This window comes from Aeromonas sp. s7(2024), from assembly GCF_040907825.1.
In the GTDB taxonomy this organism is placed as follows: Bacteria; Pseudomonadota; Gammaproteobacteria; order Enterobacterales; family Aeromonadaceae; genus Aeromonas; species Aeromonas veronii.
The window spans coordinates 181,959-196,661 of record NZ_JBFOCM010000041.1; the positions used below are offsets into that span (position 1 = coordinate 181,959).

Below are 14,703 nucleotides of genomic sequence, written 5' to 3' on the forward strand. Positions count from 1 at the left end.
ATTAGCGCCCCAACTCAACCAGAATACGCTGGGCCACCTTGTCCAGAGGAAGTGATTCGCTGGCAATCCCCGCTTTGGCTACCGCTTGGGGCATACCATATACCACGCAGGAAGCCTCATCCTGAGCCCAGATGGTTGATCCCTGCTCTTTCAGCAGTCTGGCGCCATCACGGCCATCAGCCCCCATACCGGTCAGCACAATCGCCAATACCTTGTCGGCATAGGTTTTGGCCGCAGAGGCAAAAGTGATGTCCACACAAGGCTTGTAATTGACCTTGTCGTTGCCATCCACGATGCGAATGCGGGCCCCTGCACCACGACCTTCCAGCAGCATCTGTTTGCCACCGGGAGCAAGATAGGCATGCCCTGGTTTAAGCACATCGCCATCTTCCGCTTCCTTGACGCCAATCTGGCATAACCCGTTGAGACGGGCAGCAAACGCGGCAGTAAAAGTGGCTGGCATATGCTGGATAAGCAGGATGGGATGGGGAAAATCCCCCGGCAACTTGGTCAGCACATTTTGCAACGCAACAGGTCCGCCGGTAGAAGTGCCGATCGCCACCAACTGATAACTCTTGCCACTGCGCTTGAATGAAGCACTTGGCACAGTACGTTGCAGGTCAGGCTGACGATCTGAAGTTCTGGGCACAGTGCTGCCCAGAGGAGCACGAGCAACCGGTTCAGGTGCTTTGGGGCGAGCAGCGGATGTCATCAGGAAGCGCTTGCGGGAGATCTCCTTCACCCGTTGTTGCAACAGTCTGACCGCTTCATCTTTGTCTCTGGCAATGTCCTCAAACTTCTTGGGCAAGAAGTCTAGGGCACCAGCGTCCAGCGCATCCAGCGTAGCCTTGGCCCCTTCATGGGTCAGGGAGGAGAACATCAGAATGGGGGTTGGGCACTTGGCCATGATCTCCCGCACCGCACTGATGCCATCCATCACGGGCATCTCGATGTCCATGGTGATCACATCAGGGCGCAGTGACAGCGCCTTGTCCACCGCCTCACGTCCATTCTGGGCCGTATCAATCACCGTCAGCATGGGATCCTGATTGATGATCTCGCTCACCCGACGGCGAAAGAAGCTCGAATCGTCGACAACTAATACCTTGACTGCCATTGTTGTTTTTCTAACTCCTTGGGCCTGAGCTATTAATGTCTACGCGCATATGCTTTGAGCAGGCTCGGCACATCCAAAATAAGAGCAATTCCGCCATCACTGGTAATCGTCGCCCCGGCCATACCCGGCGTACCTTGCAGCAGGTTATCAAGAGGCTTGATCACAACCTCTTCCTGACCAATCAGGCTATCTACCACAAACCCGATTTGCTGAGTGCCAATCTGCACGATCACCACATGTCCGGTATCCTGGCGTGAACGCTTGTTAGCGCCACGAATCAACCATTTGTGCAGATAGAAGAGCGGTATCGCCTTCTCTCGCACAATGATGGTGAGCTGGCCATCAACCATGTTGGCCTTTTTCAGATCCAGATGGAAAATCTCATTCACACAACCAAGGGGAAGTGCGAAGGTCTGCTCACCCACTTCCACCATCAGAGTCGGCAGAATGGCTAGCGTCAACGGAACCTTGATTTCGAGACGGGTACCTTTCCCCCAAGTGGAGTCGATGTGCACCGACCCATTGAGGCTGACAATGCTGGTTTTAACCACATCCATTCCGACACCACGGCCAGAGATATCGGAGATCTCGGCCTTGGTTGAAAAGCCCGGGGCAAAGATCAGGTTATAGGCATCGTTGTCGCTCATGCGAGCGGCAGTATCTGCATCCAGAACACCGCGACTGATTGCGATGGACTTGAGTTTCTCAGGATCCATCCCAGCCCCATCATCCTCGATGCAAAGCAGGATATGATCGCCTTGCTGGGAGGCGCTAAGGGTGATCGTCCCTTGCCGCGGTTTGCCCGCTTTCTCACGAACATCCGGCATTTCGACCCCGTGATCGCATGAGTTGCGAACGAGGTGAACCAGAGGATCGGCGAGCGCCTCCACCAGGTTTTTATCAAGATCGGTCTCTTCGCCCACCATCACCAGCTCAATCTCTTTCTTAAGGGTTCGGGCCAGATCACGCACCACGCGCGGGAAACGACCAAATACCTTCTTGATTGGCTGCATGCGGGTTTTCATCACCGCCCCTTGCAGGTCAGCCGTTACCACATCCAGATTGGCAACCGCCTTTGACATCTCTTCATCATTGCTGGCAATCCCCAGGCTCACCAACCGGTTACGGACTAGTACCAACTCACCTACCATGTTCATGATGACATCGAGAGTCTTGGTATCCACCCGCACCGTCGTATCGCTTTGCACGGCACTGTTTTCTGCTGGCGCAGGCGCAGCCTTGGCGGCAGGCGCTGGTGCCTTGGCTGCTTCGGCAGGTTTTGCGGGGGCAGCCGGTGCTGGTTTGGCTACAGGAGTGACCGGTTTGGGCGGAGTCACCGCGGCAGGTGCGGCAGGTGCGGCAGGTGCGGCAGGTGCCAGAGTACTCTGAGGCCCTTGGCCACGGCCATGTAATTCATCAAGCAGACGCTCAAACTCATCATCATCGATAAGTTCGTCCACCTCTTTTTGCACCGACTTCAGAGGATTCACCTCTGGCGCCCCCATGTGCTGTCCCTGGCCATGGAGCTGGTCCAGCAAGGCCTCAAACTCATCATCGGTGATATCGCCAGAGCCACCCGCTATCGGGGCTGCTGCAGCCGCCTTAGTCGGAGCCCCACCCACGCCGTGGAGCTCGTCCAACAGACGCTCGAATTCGTCTGCAGAAATTTCATCGATCGAGCCGCCGCCATTGACAGGAGCAGGCTCACTGCTGATGGCTGCGGGTTCAACAATTTCTGGAGCAACTTCTTCAACAACTACCGGTGCTGCAGGTTCAGATTCTACAGCCGCAGCCGCACTGGTAGCCGTGCGCAGTTGCTCTTCCCCTTCCGGCTTGCACAACTCATGGAGGTCATGAAGCAAATCATCTGACGCAGGGCTGGGTGCTTCGCGATTTTGAACCTGGGCGAACATGACATTGATGGCATCCAGCGCTTGCAGGATCACATCCATCAGCTCCGCAGTAACGGTTCGCTTGCCATTACGCAAGATATCGAACACGTTTTCCGCACCGTGGCATACATCAACCAGTTCACCAAGCGACAGAAAACCTGCCCCCCCCTTCACGGTATGGAAACCGCGAAAGATAGCATTCAACAGGTTCTTGTCATCGGGCCGCTTTTCCAAGTCGACCAGTTGTTCAGACAACTGTTCCAATATTTCGGATGCTTCGACCAGAAAGTCTTGCAGTATGTCTTCATCAACTTCGAAGGCCATGCGTCACTCCATTAGAATCCCAAGCTAGACAGCAGATCGTCCACATCATCCTGACCATTGACCACATCGGCACGAGCCTCGGGGTTCATGATAGGGCCCTCTGCTTCAATCCCGTTGACAGGAATACTACGAGTTGAATGCTCAGCAGAAGCCTCACCAAACATGGTCAGCATTTCTATTAATTTTGTTTCAACTTCCTGAACAAGCTTGATGACCTTGCGGATCATCTGACCTGTCAAATCCTGAAAATCTTGTGCCATCAGGATTTCTGTCAGCAGTTGCCGTAATTTATCGGCATCAGACTCTGAAGCCTTAATAAAATCATCAAGTTGGTGACATAAGGATTTGAACTGCCCCACGCTCATGTCACGAGACATCAGGGCATTCCAGTTCGGCATCACCAGCTGGATATTGTCATTCAGGCGATCCGCTATCGGCAAACTGGCTTCCACCGCATCCATTGTGCGATTGGCCGCTTTATCGGTCATATCGATAACGTAGCTCAAGCGCTCCCGAGCATCGGGAATATCATGAGTAGCCAAATCGGGAATACGGGGATCGAGGCGAAACTCTTGAAGTGAATCATGCAGTTGTCGGGTCAGCTGACCTACTTTTTCAAACAGATCGGCTGCGTTGGGGGCACATACTTCGGCAAGCAGTTCATCGGCCAGCTCAAATTCGCCTTGCTCCAGATGAGCAACAAGCATCCTTGCCTGGTCGAGCGAAATCATTGCTCTCGTTTTGGCCATCATCCCTGCAGCTCCTTAGCCAATTCGTTCGAAAATTTTGTCGAGTTTTTCTTTGAGCGTTGCTGCGGTGAAGGGCTTGACGATGTAACCGTTGACGCCAGCTTGAGCGGCTTCAATGATCTGCTCACGTTTGGCTTCAGCGGTTACCATCAGTACCGGCAGATGCTTGAGCTTCTCATCGACACGGATGGCTTTAAGCAGGTCAATACCTTGCATGCCTGGCATGTTCCAGTCGGTAACTACAAACTGAAAATCACCATTTTTCAGCATCGGCAGCGCTGTATTGCCGTCATCCGCCTCATGGGTATTGTTGAATCCCAAGTCGCGCAGCAAGTTCTTGATAATCCGGCGCATCGTTGAAAAATCGTCAACAATGAGGATTTTCATGTTCTTGTCCAAAATTCCCTCCTAAATAGCCACCAGAGTGGCTCACTTACATGATGCTAAAAACGGGTTGTGTCGTGCGGATTATGCCTTAGAGTTTCATCTCAGTGTAGCCAGTACAAACACTTATAGATGCCAATCTCTCAAACGAGCACGCAATCTGTGCATTGCCTGACTGTGGATCTGGCTCACACGCGACTCGCTGACATTCAAAACCTCGCCAATTTCACGCAAATTCAGCTCTTCATCGTAGTAAAGAGAGAGAACCAAAGCTTCTCTCTCTGGTAGACGACCAATTTGCTCGGATAATTGAATCTGAAATCGCTCGGCAGCCAATTCATCGAATCCCGAGCCTGAAGAGGCATCATCGGGGTTGCCGATCACATCCTCGCTGACCCCCAAATCTTCGATGCCGATAATTTTGCCGCAGGAGACGTCTTGCAGCATCGCATGGTAATCAGCGATGGAGACCCCCATCTCGGCAGCAACTTCGGTATCTCGCGCGTCACGCCCGTGAGTCTGCTCGACATTCTCGATCGCCTCTGCAATAGCGCGACTGTTGCGATGCACAGAGCGGGGTACCCAGTCACCACGCCGGATCTCATCCAGCATGGCGCCACGGATGCGGATCCCGGCATACGTCTCGAAGCTGGCCCCCTTGCTACCGTCAAAGTTGCGGGAGGCTTCAAGCAGCCCAATCATACCTGCCTGGATCAGGTCATCCAGCAAGACACTGCTGGGCAGGCGAGCCAACAAATGCTGGGCAATTCGCTTGACCAGGGGAGCATGACGCTCCACCAGCACGTAGGAATCCTGATGACGCAAGTACGCTTGGGCTTTATTCACGGGAACCTTCCTGTGTTGTGGCCGGTTTCTGCAACAAATTTTCCAGGAAAAACTCCAGATGGCCGCCCGGCTGGTTGGGAACCGGCCAGCTCGCCGCCTTGTTGGCAAGGGCCCGGAACGCCAGTGCGGCCGGCGACTTGGGAAACGCCTCGACAATCAGCTTCTGCTTGCGCACAGCGGCACGCAGATTGGTGTCATAGGGTACACAGGCGACCAGCTCCAGCGAGGTGTCGAGGAAACGATCCGTGACCCGGGTCAGTTTGGCAAAGAGCTCCTGCCCTTCGCGCAGACTGCGCACCATATTGGCCACCACCTTGAAACGAAACACGCCGTGATCCTTGGAGAGGATCTTGATGAGGGCGTAGGCATCGGTGATGGAGGTCGGCTCATCGCAGACCACCACCATGATGTCTTGAGCTGCTCGGGTGAAGCTCAGCACCATGTCGGAGATCCCCGCAGCCGTATCCACCAGCAGGATGTCGACCTGGGTCTTCATCTCGCTGAAGGCGCGGATAAGCTCGGCATGCTGCACCGGAGAAAGCTCGACCATGGACTGGGTGCCCGAGGTCGCAGGTACGATCATCATGCCGTAGGGGCCTTCGACGATGATATCGTCGATGGTGCATTCACCCGCCAGGACATGAGAGAGGTTGCGATGAACCCGCAGCCCCAGCATGACGTCGACGTTGGCCAGACCCAGGTCGGCATCCAGCACCATCACCCGCTTGCCTTGGGCGGCCATGGCTCCGGCCACGTTCAGGGTCACGTTGGTCTTGCCCACGCCACCTTTACCACCGGAAACGGCGATTACTTTTACTCGATTGTTTTGACGCATTTTGCGCAGACCACTCGCCTGATCCATATACATGTTACTCATAAAACTCCGAATCTTCGGCCTCGCCAAAGCCTGCGCCCCAGAAATAGGGCTCCTCTGTTTCTCGCTCCAGCGAGCCCATGGCAGCCCCGACGAGCTGCGCCGCATTGGCAACCTGAATATCTTCCGGAACCCTTTGTCCGTCAGTGATATAGCTGATGGGCAAGGCATTCTGGATACACACGTTAATCACTTCGCCCAGATTCAGACTTTCATCCAATTTGGTAAGTATGCAGCCGCTTAATGGAATACGCCGGAAATGGTCCACCGCCTCCTGCATCACCCGACGCTGGGAAGTTGCCGACATCACCAGATAACTGCGGATCCGTACCTTGGCATTCTTGACCAGGGTATCGAGCTGCTCGGTCAGGCGGATATCCCGCTGACCCACCCCGGCCGTATCGATAAGTACCAGCCGACGATGGCGGAACTGATAAAGGGCATTGGCCAACTCTTCGGCATCACGCACCTGCCGTACCGGGCAACCCATGATGCGGCCATAGGTCTGCAGCTGTTCATGGGCACCAATCCGGTAGTTGTCGGTGGTGATCAGCGCCACCTGCTCGGCGCCATACTTCATGGCGAAACGGGCAGCCAGCTTGGCGATGGTGGTGGTTTTGCCCACCCCAGTCGGACCAAGCAGCGCAACCGCGCCGCCCTGACGCATGATCTCGTCCTCACTGATCTTGAGCTGGGCCGTCAGCACCTCGGCCAACTGGGCCATCGCCTGATGGATGGACATATCTTCGGGGATCAGTCCCGCCAGTTGATCGGCAAAGGCATCATCAAAGCCCAGTTTCTTGAGCTCCTTGATCAACAGGGCCCGCATCGGTTCGCGGCGCTCCACCTCTTGCCACATCAGCCCGGAGATCTGGTGCTCCAGCAATTTACGGATGCTGGCCATCTCCTTGCGCATCCCTTCCATCTCCTGATCCCGCTGGGCAGGTTGAGGGGGGCGCTGGCCGGACGCAACCCGAGCTTTGGGCTTGGCAGGTTCGGGAGCTGCGCCCCACTGCCCCTGCTCGGCCAATGTTCTGGGCGCAGCATTGGCAGCGGCCAGCCCGACCGATTGGGTATTGCCCATTGGCGCCCCATTGCCCGGCTTGAGCTTCTGCTGGCGCGCCAGCAAGGCGGCCAGGGTATCGGCATAATGTTCGTTCTGCTCCTTCGCCGGCGACGGCTCGGGGCGGATCATCTGCCGTGCAGCAGACGAAATATTGACGCTCTCATCGTTCAGCTGACGGCGAACCGGCGCATCTTTGGGCCCCGGAACCTGGGATTGATAATCGACTGCGGCGACTATCTCTACCCCTCCGGTGACCTTCTTGTTGGACATGATGACGGCATCCGGCCCGAGAGTCTCCTTGACCTCGGCCAGAGCCGTTCGCATATCCTTGGCAAAAAACCGCTTAATCTTCACCCGTCGTCTCCGCTAACTAGTTCTGCCCTACCGCACTGACGATGCGGATCTGCTTGTCGTCGGGCACTTCCTGATAAGACAGAACGCGCAATCCAGGAATGGCATTCTTGACAAATTTCGCCAGGGTATTGCGCAAGATCCCCGATGTCAGAAGCACGGCCGGTTGGCCTTCCAATTCTTGTCGTTGAGTGGCTTCCACCAGCGAGCGCTGCATCCGCTCTGCCAGACCCGGTTCAATACCGGCACCATCACCGCCACCAGCCTGCAGGGATTGATGCAATATACGTTCCAATTCCGGCGCCAAGGTAATCACCGGCAGCTCGGGATCGGGGCCTGCAATCTCTTGCACAATCAGGCGACGCAGGGCAATCCGGCAAGCGGCCGTGAGCACTTCCGGATCCGGACTGCGCGGCGCGTATTCAACCAAGGTCTGCAGGATAGTGCGCATATCGCGGATTGGCACGCCTTCATTGAGCAAATTCTGCAATACCTTCACAAGGTTACCCATGCTGATCACTTCCGGCACCAACCCTTCGACCAGCTTGCTCTGATGTTTGCCAATCATGTCGAGCAGTTGTTGTACCTCGTCATGGCCCAGCAGCAGAGCCGCATGGTTGGTCAGGATCTGGCTCAGATGGGTAGCCACCACGGTCGCGGTATCCACCACCGTATACCCCAGCGTCTGTGCCTGAGAGACCATCTCCTTGGCAACCCAGACCGCTTCCAGTCCGAAGGCGGGATCACGGGTAGCTATCCCCTGGATCTGGCCGAACACCTGCCCCGGATTGATGGCCATCTCCTTATCATGGTAGACATTGGCCTCGCCGGTACTGACCCCCATCAAGGTGATGCGGTATTGGTTTGGCGCCAGATCCAGGTTGTCGCGAATGTGGACGGCAGGGACCAGAAAGCCCAGCTCTTGCGAGAGTTTCTTGCGCACCCCTTTGATCCGGTTGAGCAGTTCGCCCCCCTGATTGCGATCCACCAGCGGGATCAGCTGATAACCCACTTCCAGCCCGATGATGTCCACCGGCATTACATCGTCCCAGCTCAGCTCTTTCTGTTCATGAGGCTGCTCGGCTGTGGCAGGCAACAGCTCACCCTTGGCCGCTTTGGCGGCTGCCAGTTTCTCGCGGCGCAGCAACCACCAGGCGCCAGCGGCGGCAAGAGCACCCAGACTCAGGAAGGCGAAATGCGGCATCCCCGGCACCAGCCCCATCATCAACAGAATACCGGCCGAGATGATCAGCGCCTTGGGATTGTCAAACAGCTGGCCTAGTACTGCGGTACCCATGTCCTGATCGGTATTCTGACGGGTCACTATGATGGCGGCTGCAATTGAGAGCAGCAGGGAGGGGATCTGCGCCACCAGACCGTCACCGATGGCCAACAGGGTATAGATCTCGGCAGATTCGCTGAAGGTCAGCTGGTGCTGCATCATCCCGATGATGAAGCCGCCGATGATGTTGATAAAGAGGATCATTACGCCTGCAACCGCGTCCCCTTTGACAAACTTGGAGGCACCGTCCATGGAGCCGTAGAAGTCAGCTTCCTGGGTCACATCCTGTCGACGATTCTTCGCCTCTTCCTGATTGATGAGACCGGCGTTCAAATCGGCATCGATAGCCATCTGTTTGCCCGGCATCGCATCAAGGGTAAAACGGGCACTCACTTCCGCGATCCGCCCGGCCCCCTTGGTGATCACCACAAAGTTGATGATCATCAGGATGGTAAAAACGATGATGCCGACCGCATAGTTGCCGCCGATCACCACGTTACCGAACGCTTCGATCACATGGCCGGCCGCCGCACTACCATTATGACCTTCCAGCAACACCACTCGGGTCGAGGCAACGTTCAACGCCAACCGCAGCAAGGTGGCGAGCAGCAGTACTGTCGGGAAGGCTGCAAATTCGAGGGGGCGGCGGGTATAGACGGATACCAGCAGCACCACGATGGAGAGAGCAATGTTGAAGGAGAAGAGCACGTCCAGCATCAACGGCGGGATGGGCAACACCACCATACCGAGCGCGGCCAATACCAGCAGAGGAGTGCCAAGGCCTTTGCCCAATACTCCCCGGTACTCTTTGAACTGGCCCAATACTACCTTGAATTCCATCGCGCTTCTCAATTTCAACCTGCTGGTGCCAGATTAAAGCAAACATCAAGCCAACAATACAAGACATTGAAATACAATGGATTTATTTTGACTACGTCAGAACTTTGTCATTTTCGATATTCGGTCGGAATGGGCAGATCTTTAGCCAGCGGCTGGGGACGGCGACCCTGACCACGACGGAATTTCTTGAGCTGGAAGACATAGGCGAGCACCTGGGCAACCGCCGCAAACAGCCCTTCCGGGATCTCGTGGCCCAGCTCGGTTGAGTGGTAAATCGCACGGGTCAAGGCTGGTGACGGCATGATGGGGACCTCGTACTCTCTGGCGATCTCCCTGATCTTCATTGCAATTTCATCAGTACCCTTGGCCACGACCTTGGGCGCGGCGCCGGGTTTGCCCGCATCATACTTGAGCGCAACCGAGTAGTGGGTCGGGTTGGTGATCACCACATCGGCCTTGGGCACATCCCCCATCATCCGGCGCATCGCCATCTGCATCTGCAACTGACGGATCTTGCCCTTTACCTCGGGCTTGCCTTCGCTGTCCTTGAACTCGTCCTTGACCTCCTGTTTGGTCATCTTGAGCTGACGCATATGGTTCCACTGCTGGAACGGCACGTCGATGGCAACGATGGGAAGCAGAGCGCAACAGAGGATGATCAACATCCAGAGAAACAGCTCCAGCGCATCGATAATACCGCCGGGAAATCCCTCCATGGAGAGGTTGAGCAGGTGATTGAACTGATTGGATAGCATCCACCAGGCAAACAGGGTGATGAACACCACCTTGGCGATGGATTTGACCAGCTCGATCAGCGACTGCACCCCGAACATTCGCTTGATACCGTTGAGTGGACTCAGCTTGCTCATCTTGGGCATCATGGCTTCGGTGGAGAAGTTCATCCCCCCCATCAGGGTGTTGCCGATAAAAGCGGCAATCGCCACCAGTGCAAACAAGAGTCCCAGCGGAAGAACCAGTTCCCCCAGCAGCGCCGGCACCATGGCGATCATGGCATTGGGATCGAAAGCCTGCTCCCTGTCCAGAGTAAAGCCCATGGTGACAACCTTGATCATGGCCGTCGCCAGCGAGCCCTTGAACATCAGCAGACCAAATACCGCCGAGAGCAGAACGCTGGCGGTCCCGAGCTCTTTTGAACGTGCAATCTGCCCTTTTTCACGGGCCTGTTGCAGTCGTTTGCCCGTGGGTTGTTCGGTACGTTCCTGGTCGGTATCAGCCATGAGCACCCCCGAAGCACTGGGTGTTGATCAGCTCGCAGCTGACCTCCTGTACCCGCTCCCACATGATGTCGAAGTGGCCGAGAAACCCGCCGATAGTGAGCCAGAGGATCAGCAGACCCGACATCATGCTGACCGCAAAACCGATACTGAAAATGTTGAGCTGCGGCGCCGCCCGGGTCATGACACCAAAGGCGAAGTTGATTAAGAGCAAGGCGACGATGGCAGAAAGGGCCATCACCAGTGAGGCCTGATACATCACACCGAGAAAGCCGATCAGGGTACGGATGGCCGGTAAAGTGAGCCCGGCGTCCGACACCGGCAAGGTCTCAAAACTGAGGATCACCAGCCGCAGCATCACCAGATGACCATCCAGCGCCAGAAACACCAGGGTCGCCAGCATCAGATAAAACTGACCCACCACTGGTGCCGACTGGCCATTCATCGGGTCCACCAGGGTGGCAAAACCGAGGCTGGTCTGCATGGCGATGACCTGACCGGCCATCACGAAGCTCTCCATCAGAAACTGGGTCATCAGGCCGAGGGCAATTCCGATCAGCAGTTGCTGGCCCAATACCAGAAAGCTGCCGGCAGAGAAGAGCTCGATAGGGGGCATTTTCGGAAGCAGCGGGGCAATCAGAAAGGTGATAGCAAGAGCCAGCCCCATCCGTACCCGCGCAGGAGCAAGGCGGCTGCCGAACACCGCCATCACCATCAGCAGACTGCTCACCCGCGCCAGCGGCCAGAGGATGGAAGACAACCACTCCATGATCAGAGCGGTTGTGTAGGTCATCCCACCACCTCGGGGATTTGATTCACCATCAGTATGAAGAAGTCCATCAGACTCTGCAGACCCCAGTGAGCGCCCGCACCCAGCGCAAACAGTGTCACGATGAGACGAGGCAGAAAGCTCAGGGTCTGTTCGTTGATGGAGGTGGCCGCCTGAAAAATGGCTACCACCAGCCCGATAGCGAGGCTGGGCAGAATCACGGCTGTCACCATAATGGTAACTAGCCAGAGCGCCTCGCGAAAGACGTCGATAAAGGTTTCAGGACTCATGTTCGGGGGCTCCTTGCACTCGACCGACTAACCGGCACCCAGTCCGAAACTGTTGGCCAACGACCCCAGAATGAGGTTCCAGCCATCCACCATCACGAACAGCATCAGCTTGAAAGGCAGCGAAACGATCATCGGCGAGAGCATCATCATCCCCATCGCCATCAGAATACTGGCGACCACCAGATCGATGACCAGGAACGGCAGGAACAGCATAAAACCAATCTGGAAGGCGGTTTTCAGCTCGCTGGTGACAAACGCCGGGATCAGCACCCGTAGCGGCACATCGGCAGGTTTCTCCACCTGCACGTTGGCGATCTCCATAAAGGTGTTGAGATCCTTGATCCGGGTCTGGGCCAGCATGAACTGATGGATGGGCAACTCGGCCCGCTCCAGCGCATCCTTTGCCTGAATGGTCTCGGCCAGGTAGGGCTGCAATGCCTCATCATTGATACGATCCAGTACCGGCGACATGATGAAAAACGACATGAACAGTGCAATACCAATCAACACCTGGTTGGAGGGACTCTGCTGCAGACCGATCGCCTGACGCAAGATGCCCAGCACAATGATAATGCGGGTAAACGAGGTCATCATGATCACCATGGCGGGCAAGAAGGAGAGCGCGGTCATCAGCGCCAGCACTTGCAGGGTCAGGCTGTACTCCTGAGAGCCATCCCCCATGGTCTTGACGGTCACCGCCGACATGGCGTCCTGTGCCAGCGCTGGCCAGGAGCAAAACAGTGGTATCAGCAGGCTGACCAGCAGCCCCGTTTTCAGCCATAAGCCGTTAGCTTTTTTCATGCTTGCCCATCAATTTGCCAAGCTGCTGGGAAAACGCCTGTGGCTGGTTTTCATCCAGCGGCTCCTCCAGCCGGTAGAGAAAGTTGACCTGCTGCGGTGTTACGCCGACCAGCAGTTGCTGTTCGCCCACCTTGACCACCAGCAGCTTCTCTTTGTAACCCACCGGCAACGAGGCGATGACCCGCATCTGGCCGCCCCCCATGGCGGTTGCCAGCTTGCTCTTCTTGAGCAGAAAGCCCAGCACCAGAATGAGACCGATCACCATCAGACTGGAGAGCAACCAGGAGCTCAGACTAGGCACGTTGGCAGATGCCGCTGGCTCGGCAAAGGCCGGAACAGGCAGCAATAACAACAGGAGGCGCATCATTTGAGCTTCTTGATCCGTTCAATCTGGCTGATGACGTCAGTCAGGCGGATACCGAACTTGTCGTTCACCACCACCACCTCGCCGTGAGCGATCAGGGTACCGTTGACCAATACATCCAGCGGCTCACCAGCAACCCGATCCAGCTCCACCACCGAGCCCTGGTTCAGCTGCAACAGGTTGCGAATGCTGATCTGGCTGCGGCCCACCTCCATGGCGATAGTGACCGGAATATCGAGAATGGTGTCGAGCTTGCGACGCTCCTCGGCACTGATGGGGGCATCATCTTTCAACTCTTCCAGCGGGGCTGGCTTGGCTTCCGCCGTCACCTGCTCCTCCAGAGCCGCAGCCCAGGCATCAGCCATCAGATCCTCTTCCTCAGTTCCGCTCATCTTGTTTCCTTATGCTACTTAGTGACCGTTTACCGTAATAAACCGTCAATTATCGCTGTTGATCTTCGATACTGCGCTCGAGCTCTTCCAGCTCGGCCTCACCATCAATTCGTACCCCACCCCGGGTCACCAGATGCATCTCCGTCTTGACCCCTTCAGGACGTTTGAGCTTGTCGGTGATCTTGAGCGCCACATTATCCTTGGTGCGACCCATCTTGGCGTGGAAAGTGGGCAAGTCCTCGACAAAAACCAGCAAATTTTCCGGCATATCGACCGGAATGATATCGCCGGGTCGCAGCTCCATCAGCTCACGCAGGGTGAGTTCGGTCTCCAGCAGCTTGGCGCGCAGCTCCACCTTGACGTCCATGATCTCGTCACGCAGCGCCTTGCTCCAGCGTACGTCGGTATCCCCCTTGTCACTCTGCACACCGGCGTCCAGCAGCTCGCGGATCGGTTCCAGCATGGAATAAGGCATCGCCACGTGGAAGTCACCGCCGCCACCATCGAGCTCAATGTGGAACGAGCTGACCACGATCACCTCGGTCGGGCTGACGATGTTGGCCATCGCCGGGTTCACTTCGGAGTCGAGATACTCGAACCCCACATCCATCACTGGCGCCCAAGCATCCTTGTAATCCTCAAACACCAGTTTGAGCAGCATCTGGATAATGCGCCGTTCGGTCGGGGTAAATTCGCGCCCTTCAATCTTGGCGTGATAACGGCCATCGCCACCGAAGAAGTTCTCCACCAGAATGAAGACCAGTCGGGCCTCCATGGTGATGAGTGCCGTCCCCTTGAGCGGGCGGAACCGCACCATGTTGAGACTGGTCGGCACAAACAGGGTATGAACATACTCGCCAAACTTGAGCATCTGCACGCCGTTGATGGAGACCTCGGCGGTACGACGCATCATGTTGAACAGACTGATCCGCATATGGCGGGCGAAACGTTCATTCACCAACTCCAGCGTCGGCATGCGACCACGGACGATGCGGTCCTGGGAGGAGAAGTCAAACTGGGCTACACCGGGGTCTCCAGCGCCGCCTATCTCTTCCTCTTCGACATCATCGACACCGTGCAAGAGGGCATCAATTTCGTCCTGACTTAACAGATCGCTCACGCTTCAC

Annotated in this window: 15 protein-coding genes; all 15 read right to left on the reverse strand. The window is 56.2% G+C overall.

The genetic code is table 11. The features are described from left to right. Position 1: 1 nt before the first annotated feature. On the reverse strand, positions 2-1,117 hold the full coding sequence (locus tag AB5Y73_RS20650) for a chemotaxis response regulator protein-glutamate methylesterase (protein WP_107683674.1): 1,116 nt from the start codon (positions 1,115-1,117) through the stop codon (positions 2-4). 32 nt (positions 1,118-1,149) lie between these two features. Further along, positions 1,150-3,333, reverse strand: coding sequence for a chemotaxis protein CheA (locus AB5Y73_RS20655; RefSeq protein WP_368148436.1), 2,184 nt, complete (start codon positions 3,331-3,333; stop codon positions 1,150-1,152). A gap of 11 nt (positions 3,334-3,344) precedes the next feature. Further along, on the reverse strand, positions 3,345-4,085 hold the full coding sequence (locus AB5Y73_RS20660; RefSeq protein ID WP_005353668.1) for a protein phosphatase CheZ: 741 nt from the start codon (positions 4,083-4,085) through the stop codon (positions 3,345-3,347). A gap of 12 nt (positions 4,086-4,097) precedes the next feature. Beyond that, the gene (gene cheY / locus AB5Y73_RS20665) at positions 4,098-4,481 is read right to left on the reverse strand and encodes a chemotaxis response regulator CheY (RefSeq protein ID WP_013723552.1); all 384 of its coding nucleotides are present in this window, start codon (positions 4,479-4,481) and stop codon (positions 4,098-4,100) included. A gap of 111 nt (positions 4,482-4,592) precedes the next feature. Then, complete coding sequence (locus tag AB5Y73_RS20670; RefSeq protein ID WP_107683672.1) at positions 4,593-5,312, reverse strand: RNA polymerase sigma factor FliA; 720 nt, start codon at positions 5,310-5,312, stop codon at positions 4,593-4,595. Beyond that, entirely contained in the window at positions 5,305-6,180 is an 876-nt protein-coding gene (locus AB5Y73_RS20675) for a MinD/ParA family protein (protein ID WP_013723550.1), read from the reverse strand. Before AB5Y73_RS20675 ends, AB5Y73_RS20670 begins: the two co-directional genes overlap by 8 nt. Before the next feature lies 1 nt (position 6,181). Further along, positions 6,182-7,606, reverse strand: coding sequence for a flagellar biosynthesis protein FlhF (flhF, locus tag AB5Y73_RS20680; RefSeq protein ID WP_107683671.1), 1,425 nt, complete (start codon positions 7,604-7,606; stop codon positions 6,182-6,184). A 16-nt stretch (positions 7,607-7,622) separates the two neighbouring features. After that, on the reverse strand, positions 7,623-9,725 hold the full coding sequence (flhA, locus tag AB5Y73_RS20685) for a flagellar biosynthesis protein FlhA (protein WP_107683670.1): 2,103 nt from the start codon (positions 9,723-9,725) through the stop codon (positions 7,623-7,625). 107 nt (positions 9,726-9,832) lie between these two features. Next, positions 9,833-10,963 (reverse strand): flagellar biosynthesis protein FlhB, encoded by a 1,131-nt coding sequence (gene flhB, locus AB5Y73_RS20690; RefSeq protein WP_107683669.1) that lies wholly within the window; start codon positions 10,961-10,963, stop codon positions 9,833-9,835. Then, positions 10,956-11,753 (reverse strand): flagellar biosynthetic protein FliR, encoded by a 798-nt coding sequence (gene fliR / locus AB5Y73_RS20695; protein ID WP_019444720.1) that lies wholly within the window; start codon positions 11,751-11,753, stop codon positions 10,956-10,958. Before fliR ends, flhB begins: the two co-directional genes overlap by 8 nt. After that, complete coding sequence (gene fliQ, locus AB5Y73_RS20700; RefSeq protein WP_076491417.1) at positions 11,750-12,019, reverse strand: flagellar biosynthesis protein FliQ; 270 nt, start codon at positions 12,017-12,019, stop codon at positions 11,750-11,752. The genes fliR and fliQ overlap by 4 nt, the downstream gene beginning before the upstream one ends. 27 nt (positions 12,020-12,046) lie before the next feature. After that, the gene (gene fliP, locus AB5Y73_RS20705; RefSeq protein ID WP_075114865.1) at positions 12,047-12,820 is read right to left on the reverse strand and encodes a flagellar type III secretion system pore protein FliP; all 774 of its coding nucleotides are present in this window, start codon (positions 12,818-12,820) and stop codon (positions 12,047-12,049) included. Beyond that, complete coding sequence (gene fliO / locus AB5Y73_RS20710) at positions 12,807-13,187, reverse strand: flagellar biosynthetic protein FliO (RefSeq protein WP_107683668.1); 381 nt, start codon at positions 13,185-13,187, stop codon at positions 12,807-12,809. Before fliO ends, fliP begins: the two co-directional genes overlap by 14 nt. After that, complete coding sequence (fliN, locus tag AB5Y73_RS20715) at positions 13,184-13,576, reverse strand: flagellar motor switch protein FliN (protein ID WP_005298791.1); 393 nt, start codon at positions 13,574-13,576, stop codon at positions 13,184-13,186. The genes fliO and fliN overlap by 4 nt, the downstream gene beginning before the upstream one ends. Positions 13,577-13,625: 49 nt before the next feature. Next, positions 13,626-14,696, reverse strand: coding sequence for a flagellar motor switch protein FliM (gene fliM, locus AB5Y73_RS20720; RefSeq protein WP_005334736.1), 1,071 nt, complete (start codon positions 14,694-14,696; stop codon positions 13,626-13,628). Between the last annotated feature and the right edge of the window lie 7 nt (positions 14,697-14,703).

Bases quoted from the DNA above. Each gene is read 5' to 3' on its own strand.
- fliR (WP_019444720.1), bottom strand. From the start codon at position 11,753: ATGACCTACACAACCGCTCTGATCATGGAGTGGTTGTCTTCCATCCTC.
- flhA (WP_107683670.1), bottom strand. From the start codon at position 9,725: ATGGAATTCAAGGTAGTATTGGGCCAGTTCAAAGAGTACCGGGGAGTA.
- fliP (WP_075114865.1), bottom strand. From the start codon at position 12,820: ATGAAAAAAGCTAACGGCTTATGGCTGAAAACGGGGCTGCTGGTCAGC.
- AB5Y73_RS20675 (WP_013723550.1), bottom strand. From the start codon at position 6,180: ATGTATATGGATCAGGCGAGTGGTCTGCGCAAAATGCGTCAAAACAAT.
- AB5Y73_RS20660 (WP_005353668.1), bottom strand. From the start codon at position 4,085: ATGATGGCCAAAACGAGAGCAATGATTTCGCTCGACCAGGCAAGGATG.
- AB5Y73_RS20650 (WP_107683674.1), bottom strand. From the start codon at position 1,117: ATGGCAGTCAAGGTATTAGTTGTCGACGATTCGAGCTTCTTTCGCCGT.
- fliO (WP_107683668.1), bottom strand. From the start codon at position 13,187: ATGATGCGCCTCCTGTTGTTATTGCTGCCTGTTCCGGCCTTTGCCGAG.
- fliN (WP_005298791.1), bottom strand. From the start codon at position 13,576: ATGAGCGGAACTGAGGAAGAGGATCTGATGGCTGATGCCTGGGCTGCG.
- fliQ (WP_076491417.1), bottom strand. From the start codon at position 12,019: ATGAGTCCTGAAACCTTTATCGACGTCTTTCGCGAGGCGCTCTGGCTA.
- AB5Y73_RS20655 (WP_368148436.1), bottom strand. From the start codon at position 3,333: ATGGCCTTCGAAGTTGATGAAGACATACTGCAAGACTTTCTGGTCGAA.
- flhB (WP_107683669.1), bottom strand. From the start codon at position 10,963: ATGGCTGATACCGACCAGGAACGTACCGAACAACCCACGGGCAAACGA.